Here is an 18,019-nt window from a genome sequence, read left to right as displayed (position 1 = left end):
GGAACCACCTGATCCCATCCCGAACTCAGTAGTGAAACGATGCATCGCCGATGGTAGTGTGGGGTTTCCCCATGTGAGAGTAGGTCATCGTCAAGATTAAATTCCGAAACCCCATTTGCGAAAGCAGGTGGGGTTTTGTTTTGCTCGGTCGAAAAGTGCCCTAAAATTTCTGGGTGAATTCATGAATGTTCTCAGCGATAAATTTGCTGCAGTCGTCCCATTTTTTTCTACTCGTAAAGCGTCGGTTTCCCCAGAGCCTGCATCGCATCAATAGATGCGCTGACACGCTTCTGAATCCTGATGAGTTCTGGCGCGGGCGGCATTCGTCCATCACGTGAAGCAGTATCCCCGCTCGAAGCCCGAGCGGTGCTTTGGGTGGGCTTTGAGATAATCAGGAGGGGTGTTTTTAGCGGCCTTGCAAGGCCCCTGAGTGGGCTCGCTGGACTTTATGGTGGCTGGGGAGGCGGATGGTGCTAACTCGCTCTCTGGGCGCCGTTGCGGCCTCAGGGCGCTTTTCTATAGACGAAAAAAAAGACCTTGAAATTCAAGGTCTTTCTTTAAGATGGTGCCCGAGGGAGACTCGAATAATAGCATAACTATATAATTAACATGGTTTTTTGCATGTGTACACTTCCACGTTGTACCGTGAAGTGTACACCCTACCTGCCTCCAATTAGGACTGGTGTGGATGGACGCTTGATCAGATTTCTCCATCCGATTTCCGACGAGCTGTGAATAATATCTACAAGGAACTGGTTACGGATAGACTCCCTGGACTGCCAAAAAAATGCCGAACCGACACATGGCGAACTTTCGCGATTAGTCGGGAGTCATAGCACAGCAAGCGTTATCTTGATGAACTCCTCGTTTCGATCGATCGTGTCCAGGGCGCCCCGAACATTGTCGGCGACGTCCGCCGATCCGCGCATCTCTACCCAGTTCGACAGCTCCATGATGGCGGCCTCTAGGGCGAGCTGGTTTTCATTGATCTTAAATAGTAGGGAAGGGAGTAAGTCTGAGTTTGGCATTGTGCAATCCTCCGTGAAATTTTCAGCGTAGCAGGGGGATTACTGACTTCGGTAGGGAGTTGCGCATGGTGGGAAGGACGCCGGGAGGAGGGTGCATCCACAGTCGATTGCTGCCAGTCACGAAGGGCCGCAGTCGGCCAGAAGCGGTCAATCATTTCCTGCGGTTACCGACCCAATGCTGCTGGTGGGCAGGAGCTGCCGGCCAGATTAGTCCGTTCAGCATTTACCGATCTACGGATGGCTTAGAATCCGCAAGCCTTGCAATTTCTTATGGCAATTTGCCCAGCTCATATAGATAATACATCTGCGAATCATTATTAATAGCGCGAAAAATTACCCTCCCTCGCAGGTACCTAACCCATGTTGTTTCCATCTCGCCCTACGCTGCTCGCAGTATGCTGCTCGGTCAGTTTCTTCGCCCAGGCTGCGGAACCGCTCGAACTGGGAGTAACCGATGTCACTGCCAATGCGATCAAACCCAACTCCAACACCCTACCAGCCCCCTATGCTGGCGGTCAGGTGGCGAGGGGCGGTCAAATGGGAGTGCTGGGTAATCAGGACAATATGGATGTCCCCTTTGTAATGACCAGTTACACCTCGAAGCTGATTGAGGATCAACAAGCAGAAGACGTAGGCGACGTACTGCTAAATGATCCGTCGGTGCGTCAATCCTACGGGTTTGGTAACCAGTCCCAGGTGTTCGTCATTCGAGGCTTGCCACTGACCGGCGACGACATTTCCTACAACGGGTTGTATGGCGTCTTGCCACGTCAAATTCTGTCGACGGACGCCATTGAGCGCATCGAGGTGTTCAAAGGCCCCAATGCTTTCATCAACGGTGTGAGCCCCACTGGCTCGGGTCTTGGGGGTGGCGTCAATCTTCAGCCGAAACGCGCAGAGGATGTATCGACTCGACGCTATACGCAAGACATCAGCACCGATGGCCGTATTGGTGAGCATTTGGATATCGGGCAGCGCTTCGGCGAAGATAATCGGTTTGGTGCCAGGGTAAACCTGAGCCAGCGGGAAGGTGAAACGGCGATCGATAATGAGGATCAACGTACAAAGCTGTTCGTAGCGGGCCTTGATTATCGCGGTGACGGCTTCCGCGCTTCCACCGATTTTGGGTACCAGAAACAGCGGGTCAACGGACTGCGTAACTCTGTCAACGTTGGCAATGCCACTCACATTCCCACTGCACCTCACGCTAGTCATAACTATGGTCAGGACTGGACTTACTCGGAAACCGAAGACACTTTCGGCATGATTCGCGGTGACTGGGACCTGAGCGAGAACTGGACGGCATACCTTGCTGGCGGTGTGAAGCACACCCGAGAAACGGGCGTCTATGCCACGCCAACACTCGTAGGCAATAACGGCGTAGCTACGATTGGTGGCTCAGAGATCCCGCACAATGAAGACAATACGACGTTCAGCGCAGGGTTAAATGGGCGCTTCAACACTGGCCCGATTTCCCACCAGATCGCTATTGGCGGCTCAACCATCTGGACAGAGCAGGAGAACGCATACACGTTCTATCGCTCGGTTACCGGCAACAGCAATATTTACAATACCCCAGCGCTTCCCAAGCCTACTGCTGTGTCCATCACCGGTGGTGAAATGGGTGACCCAGGGGTGACTGGCAAAACCCGAAATCGTAGCCTTGCGGTTTCCGATACGCTGGGTATGTTCGATGACAAACTGCTCGTCACTTATGGTGTCCGGCGTCAGCAATTACGTGTCGAAAACTACCTGTACGACGGCACCACTTCAAACGGTGTAGCCAATCCGGCAAACGATGGCAGTCGTAGCACCATTTACGATGAGTCCATCACCACGCCTGTATATGGCATCGTGTTCAAGCCCGTGGACAGCGTCTCTCTTTACGCCAACCGAATCGAAGGACTCGCAAAAGGCCCAGTGGCGTCGGGTACAGGCATCACAAACTTGGGCGAAGCCTTTCCTCCTGGACGCACAAAGCAGCTGGAAGCGGGCATCAAGCTGGACATGCAAACCTTCGGCGCCAACTTGAGTGTATTCCGCATCGAGAAACCTTCCGATGGTTATGTCGACAACGCGCAGAGACTCTATGTGCGTGATGGCGAACAGGTTAACAAAGGGCTAGAGATCAGCGTCTTTGGCGAACCCATTGAGGGCCTTCGGTTGATGGCGGGCGGCACTCGCATGACATCTGAGCTGAAGAAAACTGCTGGCGGCCTGAACGATGGCAACCACGCCATTGGCGTGCCTACGTTTCAACTCAATGCCAGCGTAGATTGGGACGTTCCAGGTATCGAAGGGGCCGCTTTGAGCGCGAGGATGCTGCGCACTGGCGGGCAGTATGCTGATCAGGCGAACAACCTGAGCTTGCCTACCTGGAACCGTTTCGACGCTGGGGCACGCTATAAGATGAAGCTCGCTGAAAAAGAACTGACTCTACGAGTCAACATGGAAAACATTACCGACAAGAATTACTGGGCGTCGGCAAATGGCGGCTACCTCTCGCAGGGCGACCCCCGCTTGGTGAAGTTCTCGGGAACCATTGATTTCTGAATACGGCCCGCGACAGCTTGGAGCATCAACGCTATTCATGTTGACGGAAAGATCATCGAATCGACAAGCGACAGTCGAAGCGAGCATGGATAGATGTGCTTCAGCGACATTATAGTAAGCCTTTGACCGAAAGCAGCCGCTCGTGAGTAGCTGCTTTTGGCCGATTCTGTTGAAAAAGTAGATCTCCTGCTTGGCCTGCGGCAAAATCAGGTCATCGGCCAGCGGGAGGATTTGCAGCATGATGGGACAATTGTCGAGCGGACAAGAGAGGCTGTTTTACTCGTTCAACATTGAAGATCACATCCCAGCCAATCACCTCCTGCGCAGCATTGATCGATGCCTTGATCTCAGCGATCTGCGCCATTATCTCGCCGATTTTTATAGCCCAATCGGGCGCCCATCGATTGATCCCGAACTGATGATTCGCCTGTTGGTGGTGGGCTACTGCTACGGCATTCGCTCCGAACGTCGGTTGTGCGAAGAGGCTCATTTGAACTTGGCGTATCGCTGGTTCTGCCGCTTAAGCCTCGAAGACGAAGTCCCCAATCACTCTACGTTTTCCAAGAATCGGCACGGTCGCTTTCGTGACAGCTCGCTGTTTCGCTGGCTGTTCAACGAGGTGCTGCGTCGCTGCATGGACGCAGGTCTGGTCAAGGGCGAAGGGTTTGCGGTCGACGCCAGCGTCATCAAAGCAGATGCCAGTCGGCAACGTGGCGTACCTGGCGATGATGAAATCAACTGGCGCGATCCGTCGCTGAGTACTCGCGCCGTGCGTGAGTACCTTGAAGCGCTGGATGAAGAAGCGTTACGCGAAGCACTGCCTAAGCGCCTGTCATTGACTGATCCACTTTCTCGTTGGACCGCAGCGCCAGGAGGCCCGGCGTTTTTCGCCTACTCGACGAACTATCTGATTGATGTCGAGCATGGCGTGATCATGGATGTGGAGCCGACCCCAGCGCATCGAACCGCCGAGGTCGAGAGCACCAAGACCATGATCGAGCGGGTCGAAGAACAGTTCGACATCAAGCCGGATCGGCTCATCGGCGATACCGCTTACGGAACCGCACCGATGCTGGCCTGGATGGTGAACGAAAAAGACATCGAGCCGCATGTGCCGGTTTGGGACAAAACCGAGCGTAAGAACGAGAGCCTCTCGATCAGTGATTTTCAATGGAGTGAAGAAGCGCAGGAATATCGTTGTCCCACGGGGCACGCCCTGCGCAGCGAGTGGCGGGCCTTCAAGAACCAGCGCTCACATGTCACGAAAGCCGACACCATCATCTTTCGATCCCGGAAAACAGACTGCTCTAAATGCTCAATGAAAGAGCGCTGCTGCCCAAACACCTCGTTCCGAAAAATCGCCCGTAGCGTCCATGAGGCGGCACGCAATGTTGCTCGGCGAATTGCCGCAACACCGCAATACGTGTGCTCTCGCCATGAGCGCAAAAAGGTCGAAATGTTGTTCGCTCATCTCAAACGAATCCTGAAACTGGATCGATTAAGGCTACGAGGAATGACCGGTGCAAACGACGAATTTACCTTGGCCGCTGCGGTACAGAATTTAAGACGACTGGCGAAACTGACCTCACAAGGGCCGCCGACCACGGGATAGGTACGCCCGGAATCAGCAAAAACCCTCAAATTAACCTATTAACCAAGCTGCAACGGTCAATGCAGAACCGGAAAGCCACGCAACGTGGTGACCAGGTTCTGAAACGAGGGCCAACGTCGCCTTCTTACAGCCTGAAATTCCGACTTTTTCAACAGAATCGGCCGTTTTCTGACCTTCGCTTAGGGGGTGAACTGCCAGGATTTTCCTAGACGACGAGTGAGTAATTGCATGGTCAGCAAATAGTAATAGCGCGTCGATTCAGTGCGCTGGTTTAGATGGTGATTAAAAAACCATGCAAGGTGTTTTCTCTGCCAAGTCCATGGATTGTCGCATTGCCAGCGCTCAGCGATCGCTGTTTGGATAGTCTTCGCCTGACGCAGGTGGCGTTGGCGTGTGGTGTGTGACCCGGTCAAGACGCCCGCCAGGAACAGCTCCATATCGAATGCCGTGTTCATGCTCGACCACCAATGTAAGCCGATACCACGCCGATACGGCCGTGCCCCAGCTCATAGCTGATTTGTACTCGGGTCTCCTGATCGAGGTGTCGGTTGAGCTGATAGCAATGGCCACCGTTGATAGGCGCGGGATGATGGGTGATTTGCTCGTAACGTTCGCATGCATAGGCTGCCCGCAATTCATGGAAGCCTTTGAGGTTGTTCTTATGGAGGATGTCCCGTGCGGGGCCGACGATTCCCTGCAAGAAATCGAGGTAGCGTTCGTTCGGTGCAAGCAGGTTGCGGCTATCGTCGGGCGAGACCTTTTGGGCAAACCTCAGCGCGTCACGGATGTGATCATCCACAGTGATCCAGCGAGGTGCCAACGCGCCTGAACGGCCACCTTTGGTGCCATCCTGGATGTTGATCTTGCCGTAGCGTTCGGCCTCACGTTTTAAACGCGGTAGGTCGGCCAAAATCGCCTCGCGTAAGCGCATGCCGGTGGCTCGCGCCAACTGAGCGATAGCCGCCGCGCGCGGCATTTGGTGTTCGCGAAGTGCTTCGACGATGCGCATAACTTGCTCACGATCTTGGCCTTGGGGCGCGGTTGTGCGAACGGTGGTCCGCCGCATTCCTAACGCCTTGCTCGGGCTCGGCACTTTCACATATTGATCACCGCGAAGCGCGGCCATGGTCCGGTTGACGCTGGACAACCGGTTTTGCGCTGTGGCGATGGCTAGCTCACCCAACTCAACTTTTTGACGCAAGTGCCCGGCGTAGTCCAGCAAAGTCTGCCGATCAATCCGCCGCGCATCGTTAAGCCCTGGTCCATCCTCCGACCGACACCAGCGTACAAACGCCTGCCATCGATCACTGTGCGCCTTGACCGTGCCGTAATGCCCGCCGCCAAATAGGTCGCGCAGCGCCTGCGGTCCGGCATAACTCAGCTGCCGGCCATAGCCAAAATTACGCCCATCGCGTCTACCTACTAGCGCCATGATCAAACTCCTCTCGAAGCCAAAATCTTTGAAACTTTCCCCACGTCATCCCGCCAAGAATGTTGAGTGTTATCAGGGATCAAGGCCCCTGCGGCCTGTGAGGGTTGTCCACTAACGCAGGACTGGCGGCTCTTTACGACCGGGAGCTTGGGCATCTCATGATCTGGTCTCCTGAGCACTTCCGAAGAAGTGGGCGGGTGGAGGCTGCACTGGCTGACGAGACCAGTGCCGCGAGATCCTGAGTCAGGTGAAGGCAGTGAAGCGATGACCGGGGCATGCCTGACTGTCAGTCAGGTGCAGTCCATCCCATGGGCTGCGGTACCATCATCTGCATCGCTGTTGCTGGTGACTTCGGTGTTTGTCACGCCGATTGTCACGAGGGGAAATGCCGCAATGCCTTGTACGAGTTGGGCTGCAGCAGCGGTACGAGCGCCCGTCTCTTTCCGGGAGAAAGAGACGGGCGTAGGTTGGCGCAAGGAAATGGCCAAGCGGATAGGTTGCTGCAGGGCAGCTATGAAAGGGAATGAGTTGCCGCAGTGGGCACGCTGGTAAAAGTAGGCATCCATCACATCGCTGTGACCGTGCGAACCGCCGGACGCTAATCGCACTTTGGGAGAACCACCACGGTGTGGCGTAGCCTTAAAGGTTCTGGTTACCTGGGTTGCTGTCAACGACAGCGCTTTGCCCGATCTTTTCTACGCCTGTGGATAATTCGGGTCAAGGCTCGAATTTTCCGGAGTTCTGCGGCGGTGGATGAAGTTATCCACCGGTGGAAATCTGTGGTTTTCCACAGACAGTTGCATGGGCTTTAGATTTTTTAAGTGAGGTCCATCCAAGCAGGGCGGCTTTGCAGCCCTGTTTGGATGGACCCGCGTGGAAGGCTGGGCTGTGGAGATCTCACCGACTTACCAGTGCTGGAATACGCCACGGTAGTTTTGCAAGGCGATGATGTTGTCGTCGACCGGGTCGAATTGGTGAGGCGTCACGTGATCACTGAGTCTCCGTTGAGTCTGTCTCGATAGGCAACTTTTGGAGGTGATCATCTTTGTGTGCACGAGATGCTGTTAGAGGCGATGCAGAAGGGCGTGCGAGGAACTGATTAACGCGAGTATCAAATTGATCGCGAAGGTTGGCTGTAATGCCTTCTTTGAGGGCGTCGAGATAGTCTGCATACCACTGCATCATGATCCGACGTTGCGGCAGGTATAGAGCTTGATTGTACTCGCCAGAGATACCGCCCTCGACGTGAGCCAGCTGGCTTTCGACATGGTCCTTCAGCCAACCATGTTCGCGCAGCAGCGTGCTTGCGGTATGACGAGTGCCATGGCTGACGAGTCGTCCTTTATAGCCGATCTTGGCGAACACTAGGTTGATCGTGTTTTCACTGATGACTGGCTGCTTTTCCCCATTGCCTGGGAATAGATATCGACTGCGGCCAGTGCTTTGGTTCAGTTTGGTAAGCATGGCGATCAATTGATGAGGTAGAGGGCTGACGTAGTCTCTGCGCATCTTCATGCGGGCGGCCGGGATGGTCCATATCCCTTCCTCAAAATCGATTTCCTCCCATTTTGCGTAGCGAACCATGCCGGGGCGGCTCGCCGTCAGAATTGTCATCCATGATGCAATCCTCGCTGGTAGCCGGCTGGTGGTCTTGCTTAAGGCCCGGAGAAACTCAGGTAGTTCGTGTTCGTGCAGATGTGGGTAGTGTTGAGTGGGCGGTGGCGCTATCGCAATGGCATGGAGTTCGGAGGCTGGATTGTGTTCGCACAGGCCGCGTGCAATGGCTTGACTGAAAATCTGTTTCAGCCAGGTCCGGGTCTTGTCCGCAACATTGAACGCGCCTCGTTTTTCGATGCAGGCCTGCAGTTTTGCGCAGTCGCTTCGCGTGATGAGCTCCAGTTGCTTCTCGCCGAGAGCGGGCAGTAGATCCTTATCGAGATAGTCGCGGATCTTCTTCAGCGTCGCGCTGCTGCGGCCGGAGTCCGATTTGAATTGGTACCAGTACTCCGCGGCTCGCCTGAAGGTGTTGAGTCCGGCCTCCTGCTGTCGCAGTTTGTCATAGCGGCGTTTGGCGCCGGGGTTGGTGCCTTGCTTGAGTAGGTTGCGGCATTCTGCAGCTCGTTCACGGGCTTCCTGCAAGGAGATATACGGATACACGCCCAGTGACATGCGCGCCGCCCGCCCCTGATAGGTGTACCTGAAGTGCCAATACTTGCTGCCGTTGGGTTTCACCAGCAAGGCAAGACCCGAACTATCACTCAACGTGAACGGTCTGTCGGCAGGCTTGGATGCTTTGATTTGCAAGACGGTCAATGGCATCGCTGTACACCTCCGGTTCTCGAACTGGAATATGTACAGAAAATGTACCAAAAAGAGGTTGGCTTGCAAGAGATGGGGGTGGAACCCCAGAGACCGAAAAGCCCGCAGTTAACGGGCTCTAGGGGTGTTACGTAGACGTTGGTAGTCGTCTATGTACTGCAAATGGTGCCCCGAGGGAGACTCGAACTCCCACTCCTTTCGAAAACGGATTTTGAATCCGCCGCGTCTACCAATTCCGCCATCAGGGCTCAATGGCGGCGAAGTATAGAGATGAGATTACCGTTGGTCAATCACGTTTCATGGTCTATTTTCACTATTTCCGCTAGACTTCCCGGCCCTGCTAGACGAACCCCATCATGCGCGTTGCTGACTTTACTTTTGAACTCCCTGATTCGTTGATTGCTCGCCACCCTTTGGCCGAGCGTCGCGCCAGTCGACTGCTGACCCTGGACGGGGCCAGCGGCACCCTTGCACACCGTCAATTCACTGATTTGCTTGAGCATTTGCGTCCGGGCGATCTGATGGTGTTCAACAATACCCGGGTAATCCCGGCGCGTCTGTTTGGCCAGAAAGCATCCGGCGGCAAGTTGGAAATTCTGGTGGAGCGAGTGTTGGACAACCATCGTGTGCTGGCCCATGTACGCTCCAGCAAGTCGCCGAAACCGGGGTCGAGCATCCTGATTGACGGCGGTGGCGAAGCCGAGATGGTTGCGCGTCATGATGCGCTGTTCGAACTCCGATTCGCCGAAGAGGTTCTGCCGTTACTGGAGCGCGTCGGCCATATGCCATTGCCTCCTTATATCGACCGTCCCGACGAAGACTCGGACCGCGAGCGCTATCAAACGGTCTATTCCCAGCGCCTCGGTGCAGTTGCTGCGCCGACTGCCGGGCTGCATTTTGACCAGTTGCTGCTGGATGCGATTGCCGCCAAGGGCGTCGAGACGGCCTATGTGACCCTGCACGTGGGGGCCGGCACGTTTCAGCCGGTGCGTGTGGATAACATCGAGGATCACCATATGCACAGCGAATGGCTGGAGGTCAGCCAAGACGTTGTGGACGCGGTTAACGCCTGCAAGGCGCGTGGCGGGCGGGTGGTTGCGGTGGGCACCACCAGCGTGCGCTCCCTGGAGAGCGCGGCGCGAGATGGCGTGCTCAAACCGTTCAGTGGCGACACCGATATCTTTATTTACCCAGGCCGGCCGTTTCATGTGGTCGATTGCCTAGTGACCAACTTCCATTTGCCGGAATCCACGTTATTGATGCTGGTGTCGGCCTTCGCGGGTTATCCCGAAACAATGGCGGCATATAAAGCAGCCATCGACAATGGATACCGTTTTTTCAGCTACGGTGATGCGATGTTTATCACCCGTAATCCGGCGCCGCGCGGCCCTGAGGAACAACTATGAGTCGTATGTCGTTTGAATTGCTCGCCACTGACGGCAAAGCCCGTCGCGGCCGCCTGACGTTTCCGCGCGGTACGGTAGAGACCCCGGCGTTCATGCCTGTGGGCACCTACGGCACCGTCAAAGGCATGCTGCCGCGTGACATCGTCGCCACCGGCGCCGAGATCATCCTCGGCAACACCTTCCACCTGTGGCTGCGGCCAGGCACTGAAGTGATCAAGAAGCATGGCGACCTGCATGACTTCATGAAGTGGCAGGGCCCGATCCTCACGGACTCGGGTGGTTTCCAGGTGTTCAGCCTGGGCGCCATGCGCAAGATCAAGGAAGAGGGCGTGACCTTTGCCTCGCCGGTGGATGGTTCCAAAGTGTTCATGGGGCCGGAAGAGTCCATGCAGGTGCAACGCGACCTGGGCTCCGACATCGTGATGATTTTTGACGAGTGCACGCCGTACCCGGCTGACGAAGATGTCGCACGGATTTCAATGGAGTTGTCGCTGCGTTGGGCCCAGCGCTCGAAGAACGCACACGGTGATAATACCGCTGCGCTGTTCGGTATCGTGCAGGGCGGTATGCATGAAAGCCTGCGCAAACGCTCGCTGGAAGGCCTCGACAAGATCGGCTTTGACGGCTTGGCCATCGGCGGTTTGTCGGTGGGCGAACCCAAGCACGAGATGATCAAGGTCCTGGACTACCTGCCAGGCCTGATGCCCGCTGACAAACCTCGTTACCTTATGGGCGTTGGCAAACCCGAAGATCTCGTAGAGGGTGTGCGCCGCGGTGTGGACATGTTCGATTGCGTGATGCCAACCCGTAATGCCCGCAATGGGCATCTGTTCATTGATACAGGCGTGCTGAAGATCCGTAACGCGTTCCATCGCCATGATGATTCGCCGCTGGATCCCACCTGTGATTGCTACACCTGCCAGAACTTCTCCCGTGCTTATCTGCACCATCTGGACAAATGCGGGGAAATGCTGGGTAGCATGTTGAATACCATCCACAATTTGCGTCACTACCAAGTCCTGATGGCTGGTTTGCGCGAGGCTATTCAACAGGGTACATTGGCCGCCTTCGTCGATGCCTTCTATGCCAAGCGCGGGCTCCCTGTGCCGCCCTTGGACTGAGTTTTCCGACCCTAAGATTCACTATTTGCAACTGGAGTGCTAAATGAGCTTTTTTATCTCTAACGCCATGGCTGACGCCGCTGCGCCTGCTGCTGCCGGCCCTATGGGCGGTGGTTTCGAGTGGATTTTCCTGGTCGGCTTCCTGGTCATCTTCTACCTGATGATCTGGCGCCCACAGGCCAAGCGCGCCAAAGAGCAGAAGAACCTGCTGGGCAGCCTGCAGAAAGGTGACGAAGTTGTGACCACTGGCGGTATTGCCGGCAAGATCACCAAGGTTTCCGATGCTTTCGTGATTCTGGAAGTCTCCGACACCGTAGAAATGAAGTTCCAGAAAGGCGCCATCGCCGCCACGCTGCCAAAAGGCACGCTCAAAGCGATCTAAGTTCCAACCTTTACCAATCGACGGGGCGCGCAAGGCGCCCCGCGTTATAAGCGGGCGGCGTGATGCTGAACAAATACCCTCTGTGGAAATACGTACTGATCCTGGCGGTGCTGGCGATCGGTTTTATTTATTCCGCTCCCAATCTTTACCCTGATGACCCGGCGATCCAGATCACTGGCGCCAGCACTTCGCTGCAGGTCAACCAGGCTGATCTGGAACGCGCGAGCAAGGCACTGACCGACGCAGGCATCCAGGTTAAAGCGGCAACATTGGCAGCTGGTGCGAAGGGCGGGTTGTTGCGCCTGACCAAGCAAGAAGACCAATTGCCGGCAAAAGATGTCGTGCGCAAGGCCATGGGTGACGACTATGTTGTCGCGCTCAACCTGGCACAGACCACTCCGGCCTGGTTGCGCAGCATTGGCGCGCACCCGATGAAGCTGGGTCTGGACTTGTCCGGTGGTGTGCACTTCCTGCTGGAAGTCGACATGGACAAAGCCCTCGACGCGCGCCTGAAGGTCTACGAAGGCGACGTGAAGAGCCTGCTGCGTAAAGAGAAGCTGCGTTATCGCAGCCTGCCGCAGCTCAACGGTGCCATCCAGCTTGGCTTCTCTGACGAAGCCTCCCGCGAACAGGCCCGTGCGCTGATCCGCAAGAATTTCAACGATTTCGACATCGTACCGGCCGACCTGAACGGTCAGGCTGTACTGCGTCTGGCGATGAGCCCTGCCAAAATCGCGGAAATCCGCGAATACTCCATCAAGCAGAACTTGACCACGGTACGTAACCGCGTCAACGAGCTGGGTGTGGCTGAGCCGATTGTCCAGCGTCAGGGCGCCAACCGCATCGTGGTTGAGCTGCCGGGCGTGCAGGACACCGCTGAAGCCAAGCGTATCCTGGGTAAAACCGCCAACCTGGAGTTCCGCCTCGCGGCTGAGCCGGGTGCTTCCCGTGCAACTTCCGAAGAGTTTGAGTTCCGTGAAGGCAACCGTCCTCCAGCACTGATCGAGCGTGGCTTGATCATCACCGGTGACCAGGTGACTGACGCCAAGGCCGGTTTCGGTGAGCATGGTACCCCTGAAGTGAACATCCGCCTGGATGGTCACGGTGGCGAACTGATGAGCCGCGCCACACGCAGCAACGTTGGTCGCAGTATGGCGGTGATCTTCATCGAGCAGCGCCCGGTCACCACCTACACCAAGCAAATGGTCAACGGCGTCGAGAAAGACGTGCCGGTGCAGACCTTCAAGGAAGAAAAGAAGATCATCAGCCTGGCGACCATCCAGTCGCCGCTGGGTGCTCAATTCCGCATCACCGGCCTGAACGGCCAGGGCGAATCCTCGGAGCTGGCCCTGTTGCTGCGTGCCGGTGGCCTGGCTGCACCGATGTACTTCGCTGAAGAACGTACCATCGGCCCGAGCCTAGGGGCTGACAACATCACCAAGGGTATCGACGCGGCCTTGTGGGGCATGCTGTTCGTGTCGCTGTTCATCATCGCCATCTACCGCTTCTTCGGCATCATTGCCACCGTGGCCCTGGCGGGCAACATGGTGATGCTGCTGGCCCTGATGTCGCTGCTGGGCGCTACGCTGACCCTGCCAGGTATCGCCGGTATCGTACTCACCATGGGTATGGCGGTAGACGCCAACGTGCTGATCTTCTCGCGGATTCGTGAAGAGATCGCCGCCGGCATGACCGTGCAGCGTGCAATCAACGAAGGATTCGGCCGGGCATTTACTGCGATTCTTGACTCCAACCTGACCACATTGCTGGTCGGCGGGATTCTCTTTGCCATGGGCACCGGCCCCGTCAAAGGTTTTGCGGTAACCATGTCCCTCGGTATCTTTACCTCGATGTTCACGGCCATCATGGTGACCCGCGCAATGGTCAACCTGATCTTTGGCGGGCGTGACTTCAAGAAGTTGTGGATTTAAGGGGCTGCCATGTTACGTACAATCAACTTCATGGGCGTTCGCAACGTTGCGTTCGGCGTCACCGTGCTCCTTACCGTTCTGGCGTTGTTCAGCTGGTTCCATAAGGGCCTGAACTACGGTCTGGACTTCACCGGCGGTACGCTCATCGAGCTGACCTACGAGAAGCCGGCCGACGTTACCCTGGTGCGCAATGAGCTGGTCAAGGCCGGTTATCACGAAGCCATCGTGCAGAGTTTTGGTGCGACCACCGACCTGCTGGTGCGCATGCCTGGCGAAGACCCGCAACTGGGGCACCAGGTAGCCGAAGCCTTGCAGAAGGTAGGTGGCGACAACCCGGCGTCGGTCAAGCGCGTCGAGTTCGTGGGCCCGCAAGTGGGTGAGGAGCTGCGCGACCAGGGCGGCCTGGGCATGCTGATGGCGTTGGTCGGCATCATGATCTACCTGGCTTTCCGCTTTCAGTGGAAGTTCGGTGTCGGCGCCATTGTGTCGCTGATCCACGACGTGGTCGTGACCGTGGGTATCCTTGCGTACTTCCAGATCACCTTCGACCTGACCGTGCTGGCGGCTGTACTGGCGATCATTGGTTACTCCCTCAACGACACCATCGTGGTATTCGACCGGGTTCGTGAGAACTTCCGTGTACTGCGCAAGGCGTCGTTGATCGAGAACATCAACATCTCCACCACCCAGACCCTGCTGCGGACCATGGCGACGTCGATCTCCACCTTGCTGGCGATCGCGGCACTGATGATCTTCGGTGGCGACAACCTGTGGGGCTTCTCCCTGGCGCTGTTCATCGGCGTTCTGGCAGGCACCTACTCGTCGATCTACATCGCCAACGTGGTGCTGATCTGGCTGAACCTCAACAGCGAAGACTTGATCCCTCCTGCCGCCACTGGCAAGGAGGTCGACGACCGCCCTTGATGGGCGCTTGTTGATCTGCTGTTACAAAGAAGGCACGAGTATTGAACTCGTGCCTTTTTTTTTGCTCCAAGGCTGGGTATAGCGCGGATCTTTCGGTCCGTTTGTGATGGTCAGGAGGTTCAACGTGAACAAGTCGTTACTGGTTGGTGCGGTATTGGGTGCTGTCGGTGTAACTGCCGGGGGTGCTGTTGCCACCTACAGCCTGGTAAAAAGCGGCCCTGAGTATGCGCAAGTGCTGGCGGTGCAGCCGGTGAAAACCCAGATTAAAACGCCTCGTGAGGTCTGCAAGGACGTCGCAGTGACCCGGCAGAAGCCAGTGCAGGATCAGCATCAAATCGTCGGTACTGTGGTTGGTGCGCTGGCCGGTGGCCTGTTGGGTAACCAGGTCGGTGGCGGTAACGGCAAGAAGCTGGCCACCGTGGCCGGTGCGGTTGGTGGTGGTTATGCGGGTAACAAGGTTCAGGAAGGCATGCAGAACCGTGATACCTACACCACAACGCAGACTCGCTGTAACACCGTCAACGACATCAGCGATAAGGTAGTCGGCTACGACGTGCGTTACACCTTGGATGGCAAGGAAGGTTCGGTGCGCATGGATCGTGATCCGGGCGGCCAGATTCCGGTCGACAAGGAAGGGCGTCTCGTCCTGGGCCAGAACCAGCAGTAATTCCAAGGCCTGGTTCAATTCAAAGTGTGGGGGGGCTTACTGGTATTTAAGCCCGCAGCAAAAACCAGGCATAAAAAAAGCACCCCTCGGGGTGCTTTTTTTGTGCTCGCTCGCTTAGCGCTTCAGCGAGGCCGGCAGGTGCGGCTGGATCGCCGTCAATACCGCTTTGAAGCATTTGGTGTTGCCGGCAACCACGTGGCCTTTTTCCAGGAAGTCATGACCGCCAGTGAAGTCGCTCACCAGGCCACCGGCCTCTTGGATCAGCAGGGCGCCTGCAGCCATGTCCCACTCGGACAGGCCCGACTCCCAGAACGCATCAAAACGACCGGCAGCCACGTAAGCCAGGTCCAGGCTTGCCGCGCCAGCGCGACGGATGCCGGCGGTCTGGCCAACCAGGGCGCGGAACATGCCCAGGTAGTTCTCCAGGTTGTCCATCTGGTCGTCACGGAACGGGAAGCCGGTACCCAGCAGGGCGCCGTCCAGGCTGGTGCGACCGCTGACGCGCAGGCGACGACCGTTCAGTTGGGCGCCACGGCCACGGCTGGCGGTGAATTCTTCCTGGCGAACAGGGTCGAGTACTACAGCGTGTTCCAGGCGGCCACGGTATTTGCAGGCAATGCTGACAGCAAAGTGTGGGATGCCGCGCAAAAAGTTGGTGGTGCCATCCAGTGGGTCGATGATCCACAGGTAGTCTTCGCCTTCGCCGCTGCCTTTGTGCAGGCCGGTTTCTTCACCGAGGATGCCGTGGGTAGGGTAGGCCTTGCGCAGAGCGTCGATGATTTTCTGTTCGGCGGCGCGATCCACCTCGGATACATAATCCTTGGCGTCTTTTTCGTCGACCTTGATGGTATCCAGGCGCTCGATGGAGCGGAAGATCAATTCACTGGCGCTGCGGGCGGCGCGCAGCGCGATATTCAGCATGGGCTGCATGGATGTGTCACCTAAGGTTGTTAAAGAAAGCCGAGCATTCTAGCAGAAACTTTCTTCAGGTGAAGGACGACGTTAGCTTTCATGGCATAACCTTAGGCTGTTCTGTAAGATTTGCTCCCCTTTCCCGTGTCCGAGAGCGCCTACCTTGCTGCAAAACATTCGTGTCGTCTTGGTCAATACCAGTCATCCCGGCAATATCGGCGGTGTGGCGCGAGCCATGAAAAACATGGGGCTGACGCGCCTGGTGCTGGTCGAGCCGCGCGTGTTCCCACACCACGAAGCCGATGCCCGAGCATCCGGTGCCAATGACATCCTGGAAAAAGCCCAGATCGTTACCACTTTGGAAGACGCCTTGGTCGGCTGCAATCTGGTGCTCGGCACCAGTGCCCGTGACCGCCGCATTCCCTGGCCACTGCTGGATCCGCGTGAGTGCGGCACCAAAGTGGTGGAAGAGGCTGCCGGCGGCGCTGAAGTTGCCCTGGTGTTTGGCCGTGAAGACTCTGGCCTGACCAATGAAGAGCTGCAGCGATGTCATTATCACGTGCACATTCCATCAGACCCTGAGTTCAGCTCGCTGAACCTCGGGGCAGCGGTGCAGGTGTTGAGTTATGAAGTGCGCATGGCCTGGCTGGCCGCTGAAGGTCAGCCGAGCAAGGTTGAGAAGGATGAAGTGGCGTCGACCAAGAGTGGCGAGTTGGCCACCATGGATGAGCTGGAGCGGTTCTATGAGCACCTGGAGCAAACCCTGGTGGCCATCGAATTCCTCGATCCGGAAAAACCGCGGCACTTGATGGCGCGCCTGCGTCGCCTGTATGGGCGCAGCTCGGTCAGTCGAGCGGAAATGAATATATTGCGTGGCATCCTCACGGAAACCCAGAAAGCGGCCCGTGGCGAGCTTCTTAAGCGGAAGGATTAAAAATGTTCGAGCGTTTGCGAGAAGATATCCAGAGTGTTTTTCACCGTGATCCGGCGGCGCGCAACGCGTTTGAAGTGCTGACCTGCTATCCAGGCATGCACGCGATCTGGATCCATCGCCTGTCCGGTGCCTTGTGGAATATGGGCTGGAAATGGCTGGCGCGGCTGGTGTCGAACTTCGGCCGCTGGTTGACCGGGATCGAAATTCACCCAGGTGCCAAGGTGGGGCGTCGCTTCTTTATCGATCACGGTATGGGCATCGTCATTGGCGAGACTGCCGAGATTGGTGACGACGTGACCTTGTACCAGGGCGTGACATTGGGCGGCACCAGCTGGAACAAGGGTAAGCGCCACCCGACGCTGGAGGATGGCGTGGTGGTGGGCGCGGGCGCCAAGGTGCTTGGTCCGTTCACGGTAGGGGCTGGCGCCAAAGTCGGCTCCAACGCTGTGGTGACCAAGGCTGTGCCGGCAGGCGCCACCGTGGTGGGTATTCCCGGGCGGATCATCGTCAAGCCGGAAGTGGGTGACGAGCAGGAGGCCAAGCGCAAGGCCATGGCCGAGAAAATCGGATTCGATGCCTACGGTGTCAGCGAAGACATGCCCGACCCGGTCGCACGTGCTATCGGCCAGTTGCTTGACCACCTGCAAGCGGTGGACGGCAAGCTGGACGGTATGTGCGGCGCGTTGAAGGAGTTGGGCAGCAGCTACTGTGCGAAAGACCTGCCTGAGCTGCGCGAAGAGGACTTCGCCGAGATCAAGGACGAAGCTACAACCAAGGCCGGCTGAGATCTCACATTCG

At 56.8% G+C, this 18,019-nt stretch carries 15 protein-coding genes, 1 tRNA gene and 1 rRNA gene; 11 read left to right on the top strand and 6 right to left on the bottom strand.

Features of this window, described 5'->3' with window-relative positions; all coding sequences use genetic code 11:
* Positions 1-96 (top strand): 5S ribosomal RNA (gene rrf / locus FIV39_RS26010); the annotation flags it as partial.
* Positions 97-830: 734 nt separating this feature from the next.
* Here the strand turns inward: rrf and FIV39_RS26005 are convergent.
* On the bottom strand, positions 831-1,028 hold the full coding sequence (locus FIV39_RS26005; protein WP_102617300.1) for a hypothetical protein: 198 nt from the start codon (positions 1,026-1,028) through the stop codon (positions 831-833).
* A gap of 360 nt (positions 1,029-1,388) precedes the next feature.
* Between FIV39_RS26005 and FIV39_RS26000 the strand changes: the two genes are divergently transcribed.
* Together FIV39_RS26000 and FIV39_RS25995 are read left to right on the top strand one after the other, a co-directional pair.
* Entirely contained in the window at positions 1,389-3,581 is a 2,193-nt protein-coding gene (locus FIV39_RS26000; protein WP_090400690.1) for a TonB-dependent receptor, read from the top strand.
* Positions 3,582-3,819: 238 nt separating this feature from the next.
* Complete coding sequence (locus FIV39_RS25995) at positions 3,820-5,193, top strand: IS1182 family transposase (RefSeq protein WP_010568148.1); 1,374 nt, start codon at positions 3,820-3,822, stop codon at positions 5,191-5,193.
* A gap of 179 nt (positions 5,194-5,372) precedes the next feature.
* Here FIV39_RS25995 and FIV39_RS25990 read toward each other — a convergent pair whose 3' ends face one another.
* From FIV39_RS25990 to FIV39_RS25970, 4 genes are all read right to left on the bottom strand, one after another.
* Positions 5,373-5,648 (bottom strand): hypothetical protein, encoded by a 276-nt coding sequence (locus tag FIV39_RS25990; RefSeq protein WP_090400689.1) that lies wholly within the window; start codon positions 5,646-5,648, stop codon positions 5,373-5,375.
* Complete coding sequence (locus FIV39_RS25985) at positions 5,645-6,625, bottom strand: integrase domain-containing protein (RefSeq protein ID WP_090400688.1); 981 nt, start codon at positions 6,623-6,625, stop codon at positions 5,645-5,647. Before FIV39_RS25985 ends, FIV39_RS25990 begins: the two co-directional genes overlap by 4 nt.
* Positions 6,626-7,615: 990 nt before the next feature.
* The gene (locus tag FIV39_RS25975) at positions 7,616-8,944 is read right to left on the bottom strand and encodes a tyrosine-type recombinase/integrase (RefSeq protein WP_090400686.1); all 1,329 of its coding nucleotides are present in this window, start codon (positions 8,942-8,944) and stop codon (positions 7,616-7,618) included.
* Positions 8,945-9,107: 163 nt separating this feature from the next.
* A tRNA-Leu gene (locus FIV39_RS25970) sits at positions 9,108-9,192 on the bottom strand.
* A 108-nt stretch (positions 9,193-9,300) separates the two neighbouring features.
* Here FIV39_RS25970 and queA point away from each other — a divergent pair.
* The 6 genes from queA (at position 9,301) to FIV39_RS25940 (ending at position 15,375) form a co-directional block, all read left to right on the top strand.
* Entirely contained in the window at positions 9,301-10,350 is a 1,050-nt protein-coding gene (gene queA, locus FIV39_RS25965; protein ID WP_090400685.1) for a tRNA preQ1(34) S-adenosylmethionine ribosyltransferase-isomerase QueA, read from the top strand.
* A 5-nt stretch (positions 10,351-10,355) separates the two neighbouring features.
* Positions 10,356-11,471 (top strand): tRNA guanosine(34) transglycosylase Tgt, encoded by a 1,116-nt coding sequence (tgt, locus tag FIV39_RS25960; protein ID WP_003175976.1) that lies wholly within the window; start codon positions 10,356-10,358, stop codon positions 11,469-11,471.
* A gap of 43 nt (positions 11,472-11,514) precedes the next feature.
* Positions 11,515-11,853, top strand: a complete 339-nt coding sequence (gene yajC / locus FIV39_RS25955) for a preprotein translocase subunit YajC (protein ID WP_053135483.1) — start codon at positions 11,515-11,517, stop codon at positions 11,851-11,853.
* Positions 11,854-11,915: 62 nt separating this feature from the next.
* Positions 11,916-13,784, top strand: a complete 1,869-nt coding sequence (secD, locus tag FIV39_RS25950; protein WP_090400684.1) for a protein translocase subunit SecD — start codon at positions 11,916-11,918, stop codon at positions 13,782-13,784.
* 9 nt (positions 13,785-13,793) lie between these two features.
* Positions 13,794-14,708: a protein translocase subunit SecF gene (gene secF, locus FIV39_RS25945; protein WP_090400683.1), complete on the top strand. Its 915-nt coding sequence runs from the start codon at positions 13,794-13,796 to the stop codon at positions 14,706-14,708.
* Positions 14,709-14,832: 124 nt separating this feature from the next.
* Positions 14,833-15,375: a glycine zipper 2TM domain-containing protein gene (locus tag FIV39_RS25940; protein ID WP_015885750.1), complete on the top strand. Its 543-nt coding sequence runs from the start codon at positions 14,833-14,835 to the stop codon at positions 15,373-15,375.
* Between the two features lie 114 nt (positions 15,376-15,489).
* Here the strand turns inward: FIV39_RS25940 and suhB are convergent, their stop codons facing one another.
* Positions 15,490-16,305, bottom strand: coding sequence for a type III secretion system regulator SuhB (gene suhB / locus FIV39_RS25935; protein WP_003175971.1), 816 nt, complete (start codon positions 16,303-16,305; stop codon positions 15,490-15,492).
* A 145-nt stretch (positions 16,306-16,450) separates the two neighbouring features.
* Here suhB and trmJ point away from each other — a divergent pair, with 145 nt between their 5' ends.
* Together trmJ and cysE are read left to right on the top strand one after the other, a co-directional pair.
* Complete coding sequence (gene trmJ, locus FIV39_RS25930) at positions 16,451-17,221, top strand: tRNA (cytosine(32)/uridine(32)-2'-O)-methyltransferase TrmJ (RefSeq protein ID WP_090400682.1); 771 nt, start codon at positions 16,451-16,453, stop codon at positions 17,219-17,221.
* 2 nt (positions 17,222-17,223) lie between these two features.
* Positions 17,224-18,006, top strand: a complete 783-nt coding sequence (gene cysE, locus FIV39_RS25925; protein WP_090400681.1) for a serine O-acetyltransferase — start codon at positions 17,224-17,226, stop codon at positions 18,004-18,006.
* Positions 18,007-18,019: the final 13 nt, after the last annotated feature.

The sequence above is a fragment of the Pseudomonas grimontii genome (assembly GCF_007858185.1).
Classification (GTDB): Bacteria; Pseudomonadota; Gammaproteobacteria; order Pseudomonadales; family Pseudomonadaceae; genus Aquipseudomonas; species Aquipseudomonas grimontii.
Note: the sequence above shows the minus strand (reverse complement) of the source record. Positions and strands in the feature narration are given on the sequence as shown.